Annotated in this window: 17 protein-coding genes and 1 pseudogene; 12 read left to right on the plus strand and 6 right to left on the minus strand. The window is 62.4% G+C overall.

Annotated elements, in window-relative coordinates; genetic code table 11:
* Positions 1-18: 18 nt before the first annotated feature.
* Positions 19-984: a class 1b ribonucleoside-diphosphate reductase subunit beta gene (gene nrdF / locus QM600_RS21105; protein ID WP_169632853.1), complete on the plus strand. Its 966-nt coding sequence runs from the start codon at positions 19-21 to the stop codon at positions 982-984.
* A gap of 108 nt (positions 985-1,092) precedes the next feature.
* Here nrdF and QM600_RS21110 read toward each other — a convergent pair whose 3' ends face one another.
* Genes QM600_RS21110 through QM600_RS21120 form a run of 3 tightly spaced genes read right to left on the minus strand, consistent with a single transcriptional unit; the run spans position 1,093 to position 3,695 of the window.
* Positions 1,093-1,566, minus strand: a complete 474-nt coding sequence (locus tag QM600_RS21110) for an NUDIX hydrolase (protein ID WP_283263503.1) — start codon at positions 1,564-1,566, stop codon at positions 1,093-1,095.
* A 4-nt stretch (positions 1,567-1,570) separates the two neighbouring features.
* Positions 1,571-2,662 carry an iron-siderophore ABC transporter substrate-binding protein gene (locus QM600_RS21115; RefSeq protein ID WP_283263504.1) on the minus strand — a complete coding sequence of 364 codons (1,092 nt, stop codon included), beginning with the start codon at positions 2,660-2,662 and terminating at the stop codon, positions 1,571-1,573.
* 37 nt (positions 2,663-2,699) lie between these two features.
* On the minus strand, positions 2,700-3,695 hold the full coding sequence (locus tag QM600_RS21120; protein ID WP_283263505.1) for an ABC transporter substrate-binding protein: 996 nt from the start codon (positions 3,693-3,695) through the stop codon (positions 2,700-2,702).
* 349 nt (positions 3,696-4,044) lie between these two features.
* On the opposite strand from QM600_RS21120, the gene ctaD reads away from it, so the two are divergent.
* The 4 genes from ctaD to yczE all read left to right on the plus strand — a co-directional run bounded on the left by ctaD (position 4,045) and on the right by yczE (position 8,783).
* The gene (gene ctaD, locus QM600_RS21125) at positions 4,045-5,778 is read left to right on the plus strand and encodes an aa3-type cytochrome oxidase subunit I (RefSeq protein ID WP_283263506.1); all 1,734 of its coding nucleotides are present in this window, start codon (positions 4,045-4,047) and stop codon (positions 5,776-5,778) included.
* A 127-nt stretch (positions 5,779-5,905) separates the two neighbouring features.
* Entirely contained in the window at positions 5,906-7,126 is a 1,221-nt protein-coding gene (gene serB, locus QM600_RS21130) for a phosphoserine phosphatase SerB (RefSeq protein ID WP_283263507.1), read from the plus strand.
* Positions 7,127-7,128: 2 nt separating this feature from the next.
* Positions 7,129-7,911 (plus strand): aminoacyl-tRNA hydrolase, encoded by a 783-nt coding sequence (locus QM600_RS21135; protein ID WP_283263518.1) that lies wholly within the window; start codon positions 7,129-7,131, stop codon positions 7,909-7,911.
* Positions 7,912-8,081: 170 nt separating this feature from the next.
* The gene (gene yczE, locus QM600_RS21140; RefSeq protein ID WP_349307282.1) at positions 8,082-8,783 is read left to right on the plus strand and encodes a membrane protein YczE; all 702 of its coding nucleotides are present in this window, start codon (positions 8,082-8,084) and stop codon (positions 8,781-8,783) included.
* On the opposite strand, the pseudogene glgX reads toward yczE, so the two are convergent.
* A pseudogene (gene glgX / locus QM600_RS21145) lies at positions 8,702-10,738 on the minus strand (glycogen debranching protein GlgX); the annotation flags it as partial. The gene yczE and the pseudogene glgX overlap by 82 nt on opposite strands.
* A gap of 51 nt (positions 10,739-10,789) precedes the next feature.
* Here glgX and QM600_RS21150 point away from each other — a divergent pair.
* Genes QM600_RS21150 through QM600_RS21170 form a run of 5 tightly spaced genes read left to right on the plus strand, consistent with a single transcriptional unit; the run spans position 10,790 to position 15,576 of the window.
* Positions 10,790-11,611 carry an ABC transporter ATP-binding protein gene (locus tag QM600_RS21150; RefSeq protein ID WP_283263509.1) on the plus strand — a complete coding sequence of 274 codons (822 nt, stop codon included), beginning with the start codon at positions 10,790-10,792 and terminating at the stop codon, positions 11,609-11,611.
* A 54-nt stretch (positions 11,612-11,665) separates the two neighbouring features.
* Positions 11,666-12,484, plus strand: coding sequence for an NUDIX hydrolase (locus tag QM600_RS21155; protein WP_283263510.1), 819 nt, complete (start codon positions 11,666-11,668; stop codon positions 12,482-12,484).
* 22 nt (positions 12,485-12,506) lie between these two features.
* Complete coding sequence (locus tag QM600_RS21160; protein ID WP_094272210.1) at positions 12,507-13,286, plus strand: enoyl-CoA hydratase/isomerase family protein; 780 nt, start codon at positions 12,507-12,509, stop codon at positions 13,284-13,286.
* Between the two features lie 52 nt (positions 13,287-13,338).
* Complete coding sequence (locus QM600_RS21165) at positions 13,339-14,391, plus strand: class I SAM-dependent methyltransferase (RefSeq protein ID WP_283263511.1); 1,053 nt, start codon at positions 13,339-13,341, stop codon at positions 14,389-14,391.
* A gap of 27 nt (positions 14,392-14,418) precedes the next feature.
* On the plus strand, positions 14,419-15,576 hold the full coding sequence (locus QM600_RS21170) for a THUMP-like domain-containing protein (protein WP_283263512.1): 1,158 nt from the start codon (positions 14,419-14,421) through the stop codon (positions 15,574-15,576).
* 1 nt (position 15,577) lies between these two features.
* On the opposite strand, the gene QM600_RS21175 is transcribed toward QM600_RS21170, so the two are convergent.
* A complete protein-coding gene (locus QM600_RS21175; RefSeq protein ID WP_283263513.1) occupies positions 15,578-16,882 on the minus strand; it encodes an outer membrane protein assembly factor BamB family protein in 1,305 nt (434 codons plus the stop codon).
* Positions 16,883-16,998: 116 nt separating this feature from the next.
* On the opposite strand from QM600_RS21175, the gene QM600_RS21180 reads away from it, so the two are divergent.
* Complete coding sequence (locus QM600_RS21180) at positions 16,999-17,748, plus strand: acyltransferase (RefSeq protein ID WP_094272214.1); 750 nt, start codon at positions 16,999-17,001, stop codon at positions 17,746-17,748.
* Between the two features lie 9 nt (positions 17,749-17,757).
* Complete coding sequence (locus tag QM600_RS21185; RefSeq protein ID WP_283263514.1) at positions 17,758-18,393, plus strand: maleylpyruvate isomerase family mycothiol-dependent enzyme; 636 nt, start codon at positions 17,758-17,760, stop codon at positions 18,391-18,393.
* Between the two features lie 101 nt (positions 18,394-18,494).
* Here the strand turns inward: QM600_RS21185 and QM600_RS21190 are convergent.
* Positions 18,495-19,135, minus strand: a 641-nt coding sequence (locus QM600_RS21190) for a glycosyltransferase family 4 protein (protein ID WP_283263515.1), incomplete at its 5' end; no start/stop codon positions are given.

Consider the following 19,135-nt stretch of genomic DNA (forward strand, 5'->3'; position numbering starts at 1 on the left):
AACGAAGTGAGGAACTACATGGTCAAGCTGGTCAGTCGCGTTTCCGCGATCAACTGGAATCGCGTCCAGGACGAGAAGGATGCCGAGGTGTGGGATCGCCTCGTCAGCAACTTCTGGCTGCCCGAAAAGGTGCCGGTCTCCAACGACATCCCGTCCTGGGGAACTCTGACCGCTCCCGAGAAGCAGCTCACGATGCGTGTTTTCACGGGTCTGACATTGCTCGACACCATCCAGGGAACCGTCGGCGCCGTCAGCCTCATCCCCGACGCCATCACCCCCCACGAAGAAGCGGTGTACACCAACATCGCCTTCATGGAATCGGTGCACGCCAAGAGCTACAGCTCGATCTTCTCGACGCTGTGCTCCACCCCGGACATCGACGACGCATTCCGCTGGTCGGAAGAGAACCCCAACCTGCAGCGCAAGGCGCAGATCGTTCTCGACTACTACAACGGTGAGTCGCCGCTCAAGCGCAAGGTCGCGTCGACCCTGCTCGAGAGCTTCCTCTTCTACTCCGGTTTCTACCTGCCGATGTACTGGTCCTCACGGGCCAAGCTCACCAACACGGCCGACCTCATTCGCCTCATCATCCGCGACGAGGCCGTGCACGGCTACTACATCGGCTACAAGTACCAGAAGGGTCTCGAGCAGCTGTCCGAGGCCGAGCGCGAAGAGCTCAAGAACTACACGTTCGAGCTGCTTTTCGAGCTGTACGAGAACGAGGTCGAGTACACCCAGGACCTGTACGACGAGGTCGGTCTGACCGAAGACGTCAAGAAGTTCCTGCGTTACAACGCCAACAAGGCACTCAACAACCTCGGTTACGAAGGCCTCTTCCCGAAGGACGAGACGGACGTCAATCCGGCTATCCTCTCGGCACTTTCACCCAACGCCGACGAGAATCACGACTTCTTCTCCGGCTCAGGAAGCTCCTACGTCATCGGCAAGGCAATCAACACCGAAGACGACGACTGGGATTTCTAGAGCGACCCGCTCGGGACTTCTAGGTTCTAACGACGAAGCCCGATTCCTGCACACGCGGGAATCGGGCTTCGTTCGTTTGTGCTTCGGTCGTTGTGGGGGGAGCGTGGGCTAGCTCGCAAACCAGGCTTCTGCCTTGTCCTGCAACGCCTTCTGCAGACGCAGACGTGAGGTGTCGGTCAGGTCCGGCGGAAGATCGTCCGGGGAGAACCAGGCGACCTCGAGGTTCTCGTCGTCCGCGACATAGGCGTCGCCGCCCGTCCAGCGGGCCAGGAAACAGACGTCCAGGTACTGCGTCACATCGCCGTTCGGATACGTAATGGGTTCTGTGACATCAACACTCGTGATGCGGATCAACTCCGCGTCGACACCCGTTTCTTCCTTGGCTTCGCGCACAGCGGCCGACGCCGGCTCCTCGCCAGGCTCCAGAACACCCGAGACGACGGCCCACTGGCCGTTGTCGGCACGACGGGTGAGCAGGACTCGCCCGGCGTCGTCGCGAATCACGACGCTCACTCCGGACAGCCAGAGTGGCGCGTGACCGACCTTCTCGCGCAAGGCGACTATGAACTCCGGAACCGGCATGAAATCAGCCTGCGTATCCGTTGAGGGTGCGTTGCAGATCTGCGAGCATCGCGTACGCGGCAGTGATTCCGTTGCCACTCCAGATCGGGTCCTCGGCGACGAATACACGGTTACCGGAGGCCGCGCCGAGTTCACGCCACTGATCACTCTTCATGACCTCGGTGCCGTACTCGAGTCCGCTGGCACCGTGGAACATTACGTAGATCAGGTCACCGTCGGCTGAACTGAGATCATCGGCCGGAACCATGGCAGTTATTGTGTCCGTGAGCCGTTGGACCGGTGGGCGCTGGGTACCGATGTCGCTGAGAACCTGACCGGCAAAAGTCGCCGGTCCTTCGATCTCGAGATCTCGAGCACCGAAACGGACTACCGACGCCTGGGTTTGCGCCGCATTGAGCGCCTCACCCAGTTGGCGGGCATCCTGTTGATACCGATCCAACTGTGCCGTCGCGGCGGTGGAGCGACCGAGGGCTTGGCCGGACAGAGCAAATTGCGCTTTCCAATACACCGGATCGGACCCGGCAAAAACCGTCGGTGCAACCGCGTTGAGCTGTGAATACACATCGGCGGACGCGGGCGACGATCCGAGGATCACGTCCGGGGCGGCTGCCTTGATCGCATTGACGTCGGGAGCACTGACGGGGCCGACGCTCGGAATCTCGGAGATACCGAAACCGAGGTACGACGGCTGCGGAGAATCAATGCCGGTAGCGGCGCCCACCACACGTTCCCACAATCCCAATGCGCATACTGCGTCCATCGAGGCGCTGTCGAGCACCACGATCCGCTGCGGATCCGAAGGAACTTCGGCCACGCCGGCTGTATGAACGACGGGGCGTTTCACGGCCGGACCGGCGCCGGCGTCGGGCGCTGTCGCCGCGGGGCAAGCCGTCGCGGTATCGCGCTCGATTCCCAGGACCGCTGCTCCGGCGATAGACGTTGTCGTGCGGACGATGGTGCTGGCAGCGTCGTCAGTGGCATCCGACGAACAACCTGTGAGAACTAGCAGCGCGGCTGCGATACCGAGAACCGATGTACGGCGGACGGCAGTACGGACGGCAGTGTGGGGGAGGGTCGTGCGGGAGAGAACAGACAAGTCGACGGCTTCCTGTGTGGGCGGGCGCCGCTCTAGGTTAGCTGTTCGACTTGTTCAGCTCGAACGTGTTCGAGAGGTCGTCGAGGATGAGGTGTGCGCCCTGAATGCTGACCGGTGACATCCAGCGCGAATCGTCGACGTCGATAGTGCGGCCGCGCAGTGTCTGCCACAGCGGGCTGGTGAGGAACGGCTTGGCAGCTTCGGCGCTCTTGCCTTCCGGATCCTGCCAAGTGCTGACGAAGATGACGTCGGCGTCGGCCTCGTTGATCAGTTCGGGGCTGATCTTCATCATGATGTTTCCGGGATCAGCGGGGTCGGCGCCCTGGTTGGTGGGACGCGTGAGGCCGGCGTCCTGGAGAACGATGCCGCTGAACGACGTGGTGCGGTAGAGGCGTGCTGTCGGTTCGCCGGCAAAACGGACGACGGAGATGACGGGGTTGTTCGCCTTCTCGTTGATGCTCTTGCCGACGGAAGCGGCACGGGTTTCGTACTCGGTGATCTTCTGCTCGGCGAGTGACTCCTTACCGAGTGCCTGGCCGACCAGTCGGATGTTGTCCTTCCACGTCGGTCCCGTCGTCTGGGTGAAGACGGTCGGTGCGATTGCCGAGAGCTTTTCGTAGTTCTTTCCGTCGCGAACTTCCGCCGAGATGATCAGGTCCGGTTGCAGGGCGGCGATCTTCTCGAGGCTGACATTGCCTACCGTGCCGACGGACACCGCGTCGGGTGCGAACTCGTCACGAGTTGCGCCTAGGTAGTCGGGGAGTCCGGGTTCGCGATAGTCGGTATAACCCACCAGCGGCGACTCGAGAAGGAGCACTGCGTCGGTGAAGCTGTTGTCGAGCGTGACGATGCGCTGGGGCGCCGACGGGATTTCGGTGCTTCCGCGGAAGTGTTCGACAGTATGTGGGAACGCTCCGGATTCGGAGGACGGACTTGCGCTCGTCGTGGGCTCGTCACTCGAGCATGCGGGGACGAGCACCACGATGGTGGCCGCGATCGCTGCGACAGCGGCGCGGCGGGGCAGAAACTTCATTGAATTGCGCTCCCGATATCTAGTTAGGTAAGCGTGACCTTATCAATTGGATTCTGTGGAATTTCGCACCGGTAGCCACTCGACTGCGACGCGACACGCCGAAACTCGAGATCACACATATCGCCTCGGGAACATAAACCGCAGGTCGATCGTTCTGCGAGCGGGAAAACGGTCACTTAAGTACGACGCTGAGTAGGACCGGGTCGCGGCGCGTCCTACCTACGGTCTACGATTCGATGAGCGCAAGCCAGAAGCCGTTTCCCGCAGCCCGGGTGACGGACCCTGCGGCGCGGCCGAAGGCTTTGTAACGGAGCCCGAGGAGCGACCAAAGGCACATTCAGGAGGATCAGTGACTGCCGTAGCGCCCCAGCCAGTCCCCGCGATAGCTGCAGCTAGGCCTTACCCGCCGCGGCAGGGACCCAAGGGCTCATTCATTTTCAAGATGATTACGACCACCGACCCCAAGGTGCTCGGAATCATGTACCTGGCGACTTCCATCGCCTTCTTCCTCATCGGCGGCCTGATGGCTCTGATGATGCGTGCCGAGCTTGCTGTGCCCGGCATGCAGTTCCTTTCCAATGAACAGTTCAACCAGCTGTTCACCATGCACGGCACCATCATGCTGCTGCTGTACGCGACGCCGATCGTCTTCGGCTTCGCCAACTACATTCTTCCGCTGCAGATCGGCGCGCCCGATGTGGCGTTCCCGCGTCTGAACGCGTTCAGCTACTGGCTGTACCTGTTCGGCGCGATCATCGCGACAGCCGGATTCGTAACCCCCGGTGGCGCAGCCGACTTCGGTTGGACTGCCTACACCCCGCTCACGAATGCACTGCATTCGCCGGGTGTCGGCGCTGACCTGTGGATCATGGGTCTCGCTGTCGGTGGCCTCGGAACCATTCTCGGTGGCGTCAACATGATCACCACGGTGATCTGCCTGCGTGCCCCCGGTATGACCATGTTCCGCATGCCGATCTTCACCTGGAACATCTTCATCACCAGCATCCTGATTCTGCTGGCGTTCCCGCTGCTGACCGCTGCACTGCTCGGCCTGTTCGTCGACCGACATCTGGGTGGTCATATCTTCGACCCGGCAACGGGCGGTGTGTTGCTGTGGCAGCACCTGTTCTGGTTCTTCGGTCACCCCGAGGTGTACATCATCGCGCTGCCGTTCTTCGGCATCGTCTCGGAGATCTTCCCGGTCTTCAGCCGTAAGCCGATCTTCGGCTACAGCGGCCTGGTGTACGCAACGCTGGCCATCGCAGCCCTGTCGATCGCAGTGTGGGCTCACCACATGTACGCAACCGGTGCTGTTCTGCTGCCGTACTTCTCGTTCATGACGTTCTTGATCGCAGTGCCGACAGGCGTGAAGATATTCAACTGGATCGGAACTATGTGGAAGGGGCAGTTGACCTTCGAGTCGCCGATGCTCTTCTCGATCGGCTTCCTGATCACCTTCCTCTTCGGTGGACTGTCGGGCGTCATCCTCGCAAGCCCGCCGCTCGACTTCCACGTCACGGACAGCTACTTCGTTGTCGCCCACTTCCACTACGTGGTCTTCGGCACCGTCGTGTTCGCCACCTACGCCGGTATCTACTTCTGGTTCCCGAAGATGACCGGCCGCATGATGGACGAGCGCCTCGGCAAGTGGCACTTCTGGACCACGTTCGTCGGCTTCCACGGCACGTTCCTCGTGCAGCACTGGTTGGGTGCCGAAGGTATGCCGCGTCGTTACGCCGACTACCTGCCCAGCGACGGTTTCACCGTGCTGAACTCGGTATCGACAATCTTCGCCTTCGTTCTCGGCGCCTCCACGCTGCCGTTCATCTGGAACGTCTTCAAGAGCTACCGATACGGCGAAGTTGTCACGGTCGACGATCCGTGGGGTTACGGAAACTCGCTCGAATGGGCAACCAGTTGCCCGCCGCCGCGCCACAACTTCACCGAGTTGCCGCGCATCCGCAGCGAGCGTCCGGCATTCGAACTGCACTACCCGCACATGGTTGAGCGGATGCGCGCAGAAGCGCACGTCGGCGTCGGCCACAACAGTAAGAACGACGCCCTCGAAGGCAGTTCTCACTAGATTTACATAGGTCAACGAAAAGGCCCCGCCCGAACAACGGGCGGGGCCTTTTCGCTTGTCCGGTACGCCCTTGGCACAATAGGTGTCGATCACGACGCGAGTTAAAAAGAAACGATCGGAGTTCTCGGTGGGTGCCTCTGACACCACTGTTCTGGTGACTGTGACCGGGCCTGACCGGCCCGGCGTCACCTCGGTACTGTTCGCCGCACTGTCGCGGCACGATGTGAACCTGCTCGACGTCGAGCAGGTGGTGATCCGAGGCAGGCTGACGCTCGGCGTTCTCGTCGTGTGCCCCAATGATCCGGAAGCGCTGCAAGAAGAACTCGATCAAGCCATGGCGACGGTCGGTATGAATATCGACGTCGAGATCGGTGTCGAGCCCGGACGGCCTGCAGTCTCCACCCACGCCGTTGTAGTTCTCGGCAGCCCAGTCAATGCCCGGGCGATGCGCAGCGTTGCTCGCGAGTTGGCCAAGCAGGGTGCCAACATCGACTCCATTCGAGGCGTCGCGGACTACCCGGTCACCGGCTTGGAATTGAGTGTCACCTCTGCGGGCGACGCAGATTCGGACGCTCGATTACGTACCGGTCTCGCGGAAGTTGCTGCCCTCGAAAACGTGGACATCGCAGTCGAGCGCGCCGGCCTCGCGAGGCGCGCCAAGCGACTCATCGTGTTCGACGTCGACTCGACGCTCGTTCAAGGTGAGGTCATCGAGATGCTTGCCGCCAAGGCCGGCGTCGAAGAAGAGGTCCGAGCAGTCACCGAAGCCGCGATGCGCGGCGAAATCGACTTCACCGAATCGCTGCATCAGCGCGTCGCAACCCTTGCCGGGTTGGACGCTTCGGTTATCGACGAGGTGGCCGCGAGCATCGAACTGACACCGGGCGCGCGCACCACGATCCGCACCCTGCGTCGTCTCGGCTTCCATTGCGGTGTTGTGTCCGGAGGATTCCGTCAGGTCATCGAAGGTCTCGCACACGAACTCGAATTGGACTTCGTGCACGCGAACACCCTCGAGATCGTCGACGGCAAGTTGACGGGCCGCGTCATCGGCGAGATCGTCGACCGCGCAGCCAAAGCCGTTGCGCTGCGCAAGTTCGCCGACCAGGTCGGTGTTCCCATGGAACAGACAGTTGCAGTCGGTGACGGTGCCAACGACATCGACATGCTCAACGCTGCCGGTCTGGGCGTGGCATTCAACGCCAAGCCGGCGCTGCGGGAGGTTGCCGACGCGGCGCTCTCGCACCCGTTCCTGGATGCGGTGCTCTTCATCCTCGGAGTGACTCGCGACGAGGTTGAAGCTGCCGACGCTGAAGACGGCGGAGTTCGGCGCGTACCGCTCCCATGAGCATGATCGACCCGCTCGATGCTGACAACACGGTGATGTCGGGACCGGACGCGCGCTGGCGCGCCCGGCACGCCGTGTTGGCTGCGGGGTACGGCGGTCGCCCTGATCCGACTGATCCGGCTCGGGTGTTGGCCATGCCGATCGTTCTCCACATTCCGAAAGCTGATCCACCGCCGCGCAGTTCACTGCTGGAAGCGGCAGCGTCGGCGGCAGTTGCATTGTGTCTCGACGATCGTGTGGGGATTTCCGAGGAGGGCGAGCCGGGGCCGTGGCAGGAAGATTTCACGGCGTGGGTGAGCGGACGGATCCGAAAGGTTTCGCGACGGGCGCGCGGCGCGCAGTGGCTCGCCGCGCAGGAAGTGGCCGGAATCACCATCGAGGTCGACGGTGCGCAGGCGCGGGCATTGGTGCCCGGTCCGGTCGGTGATCTTGATCCGCGGATCAAGAAGATGCAGATCGGTGGGACGGATCTGGACCACGACAAGCCTGGTGCTCCGGAGTCGGGGTTGCCGGTGTTGTGGATCGCGTCCGCGCTGGAGATGACCGTCGGCAAGGCTGCGGCTCAGGTTGGCCATGCGTCAATGTTGTTGGCAGCGGCCATGACTGACGAAGATGCCTGGCGATGGTCTCAAACCGGCTTCCGGTGCTCGGTTCGTGATGCAGATGCGACGCAATGGGCGCAGGCAGTTGCGCACCTGGAGAATTCGCAGGCAATTGCGGTTCGTGACGCGGGCTATACCGAAGTGGCACCGGGTTCGATGACGGTGATCGCGGTTCCCGGCTAGGTCTTGATTAACGTTAGGCCTTGATCGACCAGTCCAGTGTCGGCATCTTGGCTATGGATGAAGCGTCCAGTGGCCGTCAAGCTGATCGAGTGTTGAAACCAGTGCTCGCGCCAGCCTTGACTCGGAGACTCTTCTCGCTCTTTTTCGGTCTGTGGTTGTACGGCTTCTCGATGGCCATGATGATTTCCGCTGGGCTCGGGTTGGATCCGTGGGATGTATTCCACCAGGGTGTAGCTGAACGCGTATCGATGAGTTTCGGTGTGATCACGGCAATTACGGGTGTTGTTGTGCTTCTGCTGTGGATCCCACTGCGGCAACGGCCAGGATTCGGAACTATTGCCAATGTGGTTGTCATCGCCATCGCAGTGGATACTTCACTGGCCTTCTTGCCGGACTTCGATTCCATGCCAGTTCGCATTTTCATACTGGTGGCCGGCATCCTTCTCAACGGATTGGCGAGCGTTCTGTACATCGGCGCGGGGATGGGTCCCGGCCCGCGCGACGGACTGATGACCGGATTTGTCGCGCGCACCGGATGGTCTGTGCGACTCGTCCGCACCACTATCGAGATTGTGGTTCTGGCAACCGGTTGGCTCCTCGGCGGCACCGTCGGTGTGGGAACGGTGTTGTACGCCTTGGGGATCGGACCCACCATCCAGTTGCTGATCAAGGTGCTGCCTCACTCCATGACGGTTGCAGTCACGGGTGACGGGACCGAGGCCCGCAAAGCCAGCACTGTCGGGCCGGTGAGTGAGAGTGTGGCACCGGCGGAGAGGGCGTCTGGCGATTCCGGTTCCCCAGTGGCACTGGATGAATCGAAGGCGAGAGACAGTGAACCGTCGAACCCTTCCGGGGTTCCCACGGTGATCTGAATCGGCCCGCCGGAATGCAGGATCAGTAGCCAACTGCTATCGCCGAGTGGTCGACCTTCCGCCGTGTGGGAGCGGACGTCGGCCCCGTCTATCCAGGCTTGCACAGTACGGTTGCGCTCGTCGTACCAGGCATGGTCGTCGAATTCGGTGCCGGAAGCGTCGAACCACACCAGATCGGGATGCTCGACGCGTCGCCGGCCTTCGAAGAATTCGGGTTGCCGTAGGGCGGGCGCGGATCGGCGCAGAGCCAGTGCGCGGGCGACAAAACTGATCAGCGCTTCATCAGTATCTGTCCAGTCAAGTGGCCACGACTGATCCGGAGTGGCAAGAGTGGGAACACAATACGTGTTGTTGTTCCCACCGAGGCTGTGCCCGAACTCGTCGCCTGCAGTGAGCATGGGGGTGCCGGTGGAGAGAATCAACGTCGCCAGAAGCGCGCGGACATGTCGACAGCGGGCGTCGATGATCGCGGGATCGTCACTGTCGCCTTCGATTCCGTGGTTGAACGAATCGTTGTGATCGGCACCGTCCCGATTGTCCTCACCGTTGGCGTCGTTGTGCTTGTTGTTATACGACACCAGATCGGCTGCGGTGAAGCCGTCGTGGGCGGTGATGAAGTTGATCGACGCCCACGGCCGTCGCCCGTTGCCGGCGAATATGTCCTCCGAACCGGCCAGTCGTGACGCGACTTCCCGGACACTGGAACCGCCGTTCCAAAATGTTCGAATACTGCTGCGGTACTTGTCATTCCATTCGGACCACTGCAGGCCGAAATTGCCCACCTGGTAACCGTCGGCCGTTGCGTCCCACGGTTCGGCGATAAGTTTGCACCGCGTCAGGATCGGGTCGGACGAGATTGCAGTCAGTACCGAGGCGCGAGGGTCGAAGGCGTCACCGCGAGGCCGTCCCAGTGCGCTCGCAAGGTCGAACCGGAAACCGTCGACGCCCATCTCACCCGCCCAGTAGCGCAGGCTGTCGGTAATCATCCGAACCGAGATGGGGGATGAGGCGTCGACGGTATTGCCACATCCGGTGAGGTCGATATCGTGGCCTTCGTCGCTGAGCAGGTAGTAGCCGGGTGCATCCAATCCTCGCCAGCTGACACTGATTCCGCCGACACCCTGCTCGCAGGTGTGGTTGTAGACGACGTCGAGAATGACTTCGATTCCAGCCCTGTGCAGAGCGTCGACCATGATGCGAAACTCGGGAACCTCATTGCCCGGAGATGCTGCGTAACCAGGATGCGGCGCAAAGTACGACGCCGTCGAATAGCCCCAGTGGTTACGCATTCCACGAGCACGCACGCTCTGCTCGGTCAGAAATGCTTGTACGGGAAGCAGTTCCACGGCTGTGACGCCGAGGAGAATAAGGTGCTCGATAACAGCCGGGGCTGCTAGTCCGAGATACGTACCCCGATGCGCGGGCGGGACGTCGGGATGAGTTGCGGTGAAGGCGCCCACGTGAAGTTCGTAGATCACAGTCTCTTCCCACGGTGTTTCAAGTCGATCACTCGACGCGACCAGGCCGGCGGTTACCACGGAGAGCGGTATCTGGCCGAGGGAATCAGATGCGGACGGTTCGCCGAACGGATCACTCTTGTAGGCCCGCAGTGCGTTGGAGTCGCCGAGTTCACCCTCGATGCGCCGCGCCCAGGGATCGATGAGGAGCTTGTTCGGATTGAACCGCAAGCCCGCGCGGGGGTTCCACGGCCCGTCAGCGCGGATCCCGTAACGCTGCCCGGCTCCGACTCCGGAGATCACGCCGTGCCAGATTCCATACGTCTGCTGTCGGAGGTCGACGCGCTTCTCGTTTCCGGCATCGTCGATCAGGCAGATTTGTACCGCGGTGGCATCCGGAGAATGCACGGAAAACTGGGTTCCACCATCGACGACGGTGGCTCCCAGAGGGTAGGGGGATCCGGGGAGCGGGGTGTGAGATTCATCGAGAGGCGACACGCGAGTAGATCCTGCCGTGGATGGCTGGAGAATGTGCGGGAAGATGTTCGGGTGCCACTACCTGATCCTGATCTCCTCATCGATTTCGACGACGTCCTCATCCGCCGCGGCGGGTCCACTCTTGTGGGTCCGGTGACCTGGAAGGTGGAGCTCGACGAGCGATGGGTGGTGCTCGGCCCCAACGGTGCGGGCAAGACGTCGTTGCTCCGTATCGCCGCCGGCGAGGTGTTTCCCACCAGCGGCACCGCGCATCTGCTGGGGGAGGTGCTCGGGCGAGTCGATATCAACGAGCTCAAGCCGCGCATCGGTTTGTCGTCGTCCGCTCTGGCAAGCCGTGTGCCCGCCGACGAGAAGGTCAGCGATCTTGTGGTCTCCGCCGGTTACGCGGTGCTGGGTCGGTGGCGTGAAGAGTACGAGTCCCTGGACACCACGCGCGCAGTCGAGATGCTCGAAAGCCTTGGTGCCGAACACCTCGCCGATCGCACCTACGGAACGCTGTCCGAGGGTGAGCGCAAGCGAGTACTTATCGCGCGTGCGCTGATGACCGACCCCGAACTGCTGCTGCTCGACGAGCCTGCTGCCGGACTCGACCTGGGTGGACGCGAGGAACTGGTGGCACGACTCACCGAACTCGCTGCCGATCCCGACGCGCCCGCCATCGTCCTGATTACCCACCACGTCGAAGAGATTCCGCCGGGATTCACCCACGCCCTCCTGCTCAAGGAAGGTGGCGTCGTAGCGCAGGGTCTGATCGAGGACGTCATCACGGCTGAGAACCTCAGCAACGCATTCAGTCAGTTGATCAGTCTGGATTCGGTGGACGGTCGGTACTTCGCTCGTCGCGCGCGCCCGTCGGGTGCACACCGCGTCTGAATGAGCGGGACCTGACATGCGGCGTAGATCACACATCGCGTAAGTTCCGGAAACATGGCTAACGAGTTTGCGGACGCAGTCCCCACACCCAAAGATGCATCGACGGTAATTCTGGTGCGCGATTCCGCACCAGGGATCGAAATCTTCCTGCTTCAGCGGGTGCAGGGGATGGCGTTTGCCGGCGGAATGACCGTGTTCCCCGGCGGTGGCGTCGACAAGTCCGACGCTACGGCTGACGTTCAGTGGGCAGGCCCGTCGGTGGAGTGGTGGGCCGAGCGATTCAGCACGGACGTCGCCCGCGCCAAGGCCCTTGTCTGCGCCGCAGTGCGTGAGACGTTCGAAGAATGCGGTGTCCTGCTGGCCGGACCCAGCGCCGACAGCGTCGTTGCTGATACGTCCGGCTACGCGACTGCACGAGTTGCGCTCGAAAACCACGAACTCTCGTTCAGTGATTTCCTGAAGCAGGAAAATCTGGTCCTGCGCACCGACCTTCTCCGGCCGTGGGCGAACTGGATCACGCCGATCGCCGAGCAGCGTCGTTACGACACCCGCTTCTTCGTGGCCGCTGCGCCCGAAGGGCAGGTGGCCGACGGTGTCACCTCGGAAGCCGCCGCAGTGCGCTGGCAGAGTCCGCAGGACGCGCTGGAACACTGGCGCGCCGGTGGCAGCATCTTGTTACCGCCCACCTGGACTCAGCTGATGGAACTGTCGAAGTACGGGTCGGTCGCCGAAATTTTGGCAGCTGAGCCTGAGATTCCGGTTATCTTGCCGACGCTGTTTCGGGACGAGACCACATTCCGGATCGATTTCCCCAATATGGATGGTTACTACGCTGACGGACCGCATCCGTGGGCACCCAAGCCCTCCAAATAGCCACCCAAGTAGCCTCTCGATCATGGCTGAATTTGTAACTCTCGAGGTTTCCGAAGGTATTGGCACGATCCGTCTCGCACGGCCCCCGATGAACGCATTGAACCGTCAGGTTCAGGACGAACTGGTTGCTGCTGCTCATGCTGCAACCGTCGACAAAGCTGTCAAGGCTGTCATCGTCTACGGCGGCGAAAAGGTATTTGCCGCCGGTGCGGACGTCAAGGAAATGGCCGAGATGAGTTTCGGTCAGATGAGCGATGCCATCGCCGGGATTCAGGCCGGAATCGGCGCCGTCGCGGCAATCCCGAAGCCGACCGTCGCTGCCATCACCGGCTACGCGCTGGGCGGCGGTCTCGAAGTGGCGCTTGCCGCGGACCGTCGTATCGCCGGCGACAACGTCAAGGTCGGCGTCCCGGAAATCTTGCTGGGAATCATCCCCGGTGGCGGCGGAACTCAGCGTCTCGCTCGTCTCATCGGGCCGGCGAAGGCCAAGGACCTGGTGTTCAGCGGCCGTTTTGTCGGCGCTGACGAAGCATTCGCGATGGGACTGATCGACGAGGTCGTAGCGCCCGACGACGTGTACACCGCGGCGCGTACGTGGGCGTCGCAGTTTGTCGGAGCGGCTTCGCGGGCCCTGGCTGCAGCGAAGGCCGCAATCGACGAGGGCCTGAACACGGATCTGGAATCGGGCCTCAAGATCGAGCAGCATCTGTTCACCGGACTTTTTGCCACCGAGGATCAGACGATCGGTATGGCGTCGTTCATCGCGAACGGCCCCGGTAAGGCCGCGTTCACAGGGGAGTAGGCTCCCCTAAACTAGAACTTGTTCATCTCTTACCAGCGAGTAGGATAGCCGCATGACTGCCAGCCCAACTGACGACGCAACCGTCACGCCGCCCGTCGCTGTCGACGCGTCGACAGCCCCTGTTTCAAGCGTTGACGCCTCGGTTGTCGACCCCGCACCACGGCCACACGCAACGGCCGAAGAGGTCGAGGCCGCTCGTAAGGACACCAAGCTCGCGCAGGTGCTCTACCACGACTGGGAAGCCGAAACCTACGACGACAAGTGGTCCATCTCGTACGACGAGCGATGCATCGACTACGCCCGGGGTCGTTTCGATGCCGTTGCCGGCGATCTGCCCTTGCCGTACGAGCGAGCGCTCGAACTGGGCTGCGGCACAGGCTTTTTCCTCCTCAATCTGATGCAGGGTGGAGTTGCCAAGACAGGCTCGGTTACCGATCTGTCCCCAGGCATGGTCAAGGTTGCGATGCGTAACGCCGAGCACCTCGGCTTGCCGGTCGACGGCCGTGTCGCCGACGCCGAGACAATTCCCTACGAGGACAACACCTTCGACCTCGTAGTCGGCCATGCGGTGCTGCACCACATCCCTGATGTAGAGCAGTCGTTGCGTGAGGTCCTTCGTGTCCTCAAGCCCGGTGGACGATTCGTCTTCGCCGGTGAGCCGTCCACGGTCGGCAACCTCTACGCTCGCTGGCTCGGCCGCGCGACGTGGGAAGTAACCACCACCATCACCAAGTTGCCGTTCCTTGCCGACTGGCGCCGCCCGCAGGAAGAACTCGACGAGTCTTCCCGTGCAGCAGCACTCGAAGCTATCGTCGACCTGCACACGTTCGATCCCACGGACCTCGAGAACATGGCAAAGTCCGCCGGTGGCTCCGAAGTGCGTGCTGTCACCGAGGAATTCGCTGCGGCGCTGCTCGGCTGGCCGGTACGTACTTTCGAGGCAGCAGTTCCGCCCGAGAAGCTCGGCTGGGGTTGGGCAAAGTTTGCATTCGGTGGGTTCAAGACGCTCAGTTGGGTCGATGAGAAGGTTCTGCGCCACGTCGTTCCGCGCGGATTCTTCTACAATGTCATGATCACCGGCGTGAAACCCGGTTCTGCGTCATGACGGCCGACATCAAGCCCGGCAACTGAATTGGGCTACGACTTCACCCTCTCTGATGTCGACTATCTCGGAAGTGGCTCCGGCGTAGCGGCATTGGCTGAGGTGGATCAGCTCGAACTGTCCACGCGTACGCGCTTGGCCGACATCGGCCGGGCGCGTACGCGTTTCGGCGACCGCATGCCCGCGCTCGTCGACACGGTACTTCTGCGTCGTAAAGCTGCCCAGAAACTCCCCGGCAGTGACGGTTGGTTGTTCACCGACGACGCTATGCAGCAAGCCACTCCGGCGGCGGTTGCGGTTCACCGGGCGCAGCGATTGATCGGTCGCGACGTCCACGACGTGACCTGTTCCATCGGGGCTGAACTGCACGCGCTCACCGGGGTCGCCTCACAGGTGATCGGCAGCGACATCGACGCTGTTCGATTGGCGATGGCACGCCGCAACGTGCCCACGGCGACTCTGCTGCGCGCTGATGCGCTGCGTCCGACCACGCGGGACACAGTTGTTCTCGCCGACCCGGCACGTCGATCAGGCGGACGTCGAACCCACGATCCTGCAGCGCTGATGCCGCCCCTCCCGGATCTACTCGACGTTTACCAGGGCCGCGACATTGCCGTGAAGTGCGCTCCCGGACTCGATTTCGACTCCCTCGACTGGGGCGGCGAAGTAGAGATCGTGTCACTCGACGGCGGCGTGAAGGAAGCCTGCCTGTGGTCGGCCGGTTTGGCGCAGGCAGGAGTGTCTCGTCGAGCGTCGGTGCTCCGGTCCGACGGAAGCGGTTGGTCTGTGACCGACGCCGAAGACGACACGATCCCGGAACAGGAACCGGGGGAGTGGATCATCGACCCGGACGGCGCGGTAGTGCGCGCAGGCCTGGTGCGTCACTACGCCGCCAGACACGGACTGTGGCAGTTGGATCCGCGCATTGCCTATCTCACCGGTGACAGTGTCCCTGAGGGGGTTCGCGGATTCCGGATCCTCGAACAGATCAAGTACTCGGAGAAGCTACTGAAACAGACTCTCTCGAAGCGTGATTGCGGCGTCGCCGAGATTCTGGTCCGTGGCGTCGACGTCGATCCCGCGATACTGCGTCCACGGCTCAAGCTGAAAGGCTCGGTGTCACTGAGCGTGGTGATCGTGCGGATCGGGCGTTCGGCGTCGGCATTTATCTGCGAGGCGTCGCGCTAGATCACTTGAAAACGAACAACTCGCCGATTGCACTGGGTGTCAACACTTCACCGTCGGGGCCGATGGAGGTGCCGACGGTGAAGCCCACAGCGCCGGGCAGCGTGTCCTGATCCAGGGTTTTGCCGGACGTCGTGTCGAACGTGATCAGGCTCAGTCCGTTCGCGCCCTCGCGAACAACGGCGTACCCGGTGTCGCCGGCACTCTGAGCCGGAACCCCCAGCTGGAGCAGGTCTTTGCGCTCCCACACCAACTCAGCGTGATCTCCCTTGTCCTGAACGGCCAGAAGATGCCCGTTGCCACCGCCCGACGGAATGATCAGACCGTCGTCGGAGGTGGATGCGCTGCCTGCGGAGTTGAAGCCGATGTCGTAACTCCAGAGCGAGTCGCCGGTTTCGGCGTCGATCGCCCAGAGCTTCCCGTTGTTGTCGGTGACGTACACCTTCTTGGTGTCCTTCGACAGATCCGGACTCGAGGCCGTTCCGCCGGGTAGTGCGTCGGTGGACCACTCGGGCGTGATGGACGGGTGCTCGCCGCCCGTGTACTTCATTGCCACAATCTCGGCGGCCTGTGCGCCCGGCCGGAAGAAGGTGAAGAAGAACTTGCCGGTCGCCAAATCGATTGCGGGAGTATTGGCTACCGGGCACCCTGCCGTTCCGAGGAAGCACTCGCGCAGTCCGCGGTCATCGGGAATCAGTGGGGAATTGGGTGCTTCGATGGAGGGCGGTGGAATCAGGTCGAATGACGACACGACCTTGGCGCCGGTCTGTGGATTGAGCACATTGATCTGCCCGAGTTGCGTGATGAACAGCAGATTTCCGTCGCCGGTGAACTGAGCCGAGAGAGGAGTGCCGACAACAAGTGTTCGCCAACGCAATTGGCCGTTCTCGGTGAACGACATCATCGCGCCGCTCTCGCCGACATAGACATTGGTAGCGGTGTCCACGATGGGCGTGGAAGCGACGGCGCCGTCGTTCAGCCGATTGCACCACTTCTTGCGGCCCGAATCCATCTGGAACGAAAAGAGATTGCAGCCGTTCTCGGTCCGGGCAGTCACAAAACTCTGGCCGTTGGCCGCCACCGACGCATAGGCGGCAACCGGCCCGCCGAGCGGACGCGACCACGCGAAGTCGAGATCGCGAGATCCCGTGACCGCACTGGTGTCGCTGTTACGGGCGTCGGCGTGCATCGCCGGCCAACCCGCCGACGAGTAGCGGTCGACTATGGAGCTCTCGCTCCCGCAGCCGGCAACCAACACCGCTGCGACCGCCGTCATCACCATCACGGACGACCGTAGGACCCGCCGCATTACATATCTCCCTGCCATTACCGAAAGTAGTTCGGAGCAGAGACTATCCCGCCGGAGGGTACGTGACGGGGCACACCCTCGGGTCGGTGAGTCGGCTGCCCGTAGTCTGATTACCCATGACGAGCATGTGGGGCGCACCGTTGCGCACTCGGTGGCGGGGATCACGCCGAAACGACAGCGATCAGGCCAAGTTCCTGACGGTCGATTCTCTGAAATGGGTAATGGCGAACAAGGCCTACACACCCTGGTATCTGGTGCGGTACTACCGTCTCGCCAAGTTCAAGATGGCCAATCCGCACGTGATTCTGCGCGGCATGGTGTTCCTGGGTAAGAACGTCGAAATTCATTCGACCCCGGACCTTTCCCGCCTCGAAATCGGTCGCTGGGTCCACATCGGCGACGGCAATGCCATCCGCTGCCACGAAGGTTCCTTGCGCATCGGCGACAAGGTCGTCTTCGGCAAGGACAACGTCGTCAACACCTACCTCGACATCGAAATCGGTGCCTCGACGCTGGTGGCCGACTGGTGCTACATCTGCGACTTCGACCACCGTATGGACGACGTCAATACCCCGATCAAGGACCAGGGCATCGTGAAGGGTCCGGTTCGTATCGGCCCCGACACCTGGGTGGCCGCCAAGGTCACCGTCCTGCGCAACACCCGCGTCGGCCGCGGTTGCGTCCTCGGCGCTCACGCCGTAGTCAAGGGCGATATCCCGGACTTCAGTATCGCCGTCGGTTCACCGGCCAAGGCAGTCAAGAACCGCAAGGCCGAGTGGGAATCCGGAGCTGAAGCGCGCGCCGAATACATTGCAGCCCTCGAAGACATCGCACGCAAGAAGGCCGCAGCCGAAGCAGCGAAGTAGGAGTGCGGCATGAGTGAAAAGACACCCGACGCGGTGGTGGCGCAGCGAAGCGAACTGGTGACCTTCCTCGACGGACTGAGCGCGCAGCAGTGGAACACCCCATCCCTGTGCGAGGGGTGGCGAGTGCGTGAAGTTGTCGCTCACATCACCATGCCGTACCGATACCCGGCTTCTCGATTCGTTCTCGAGATGGTGAAAGCGCGCGGCAACTTCAACCGCATGTCCAACCGTCGAGCGTTGGCAGATGCACGAGAACTGTCGGAGACGCAGTTGCTCGATTCATTGCGCGAGAATGTTGCGTATCCCTGGAAACCGCCGGGCGGCGGGTTCGACGGTGCGCTGTCCCACGACGTCATCCACGGCCAGGACATTCGCGTCGCCCTCGGCGACACCTACGTGGTGCCGGAAGACCGCCTCAGCCGCGTCCTCGACGGGTTGTCGCCCGAGAACGCGAAGTACTTCGGCGCCGATCTCGAAGGGGTGCGCCTGCGCGCCGACGATCGGGACTGGGAATTCGGTGCCGGCGCAGAAGTGCACGGCGCCGCGCAGGATCTGCTGATGGTTTTGTGTGGCCGGATTCTGCCGCCGGGCCACTTGTTCGGCGATGCGCGGATGCGGTTTACAGCGCAGGCTCACGCCGGCTGAGCGCTGTTTCACCCCAACGAAATGAGCGAACGTACCTTTCGGTCGATCTAAGGCGCCGAAAGGTACGTTCGCTCAAATAGGGGTGGGGGAAATGCCCGCCTTCAGCGTCCGGGGAGTGGACGCTCCGGGATTTCTGGGCGGGCCAGCGGATGGCGCACCCGACGCTTTGCGCCCGCATAGACGTGCGCGGTTTCTTCTGCGACCTGGTGCCAGTCGAAGTCCGAGGTCAAACGCGCCCGTGCCGCGACAGCTCGCTGCTGGGTGGCGGCCGGATCGTCGAGTACCTCACGTACTGCTGAGGTCAACCCGGCAACGTCGCCCGGCTGGAAGGACATTCCTGTCACCCCGTCGACGACGGCTTCGCCCAGACCTCCGGCGGTGGAGGTGATCAGCGGAGTGCCGGCAGCAGCTGCTTCGAGTGCGATGATGCCGAAGGGTTCGTACCGCGACGGCAGGACTATGGCGTCGGCGCCGTGGAGCCAGCTCAGCAATTCGACGTGGTCGAGATTGCCGAGGAAGTTGACGGCCCGCACGACGCGGTGGGTGCGCGACTGTTCGGAGAGCCAGTCGAACTGGGTGCCCTCACCGGCGATGGAGAGTGTCGTGCCGGGGTGGCTGCGACGGATCCGCGGGAGCGCCGCGATGGCGTCCTGCACACCCTTCTCGTATTCGAGGCGTCCGACGAAGAGAAGTCTCGGCGGTCCGGACCGGGGTGCGCGTTCGCGAAAGTTCCACGTGGTCA

Origin of the sequence: Rhodococcus sp. IEGM 1379 (assembly GCF_030056815.1) — a bacterium.
GTDB lineage: Bacteria > Actinomycetota > Actinomycetes > Mycobacteriales > Mycobacteriaceae > Rhodococcus_F.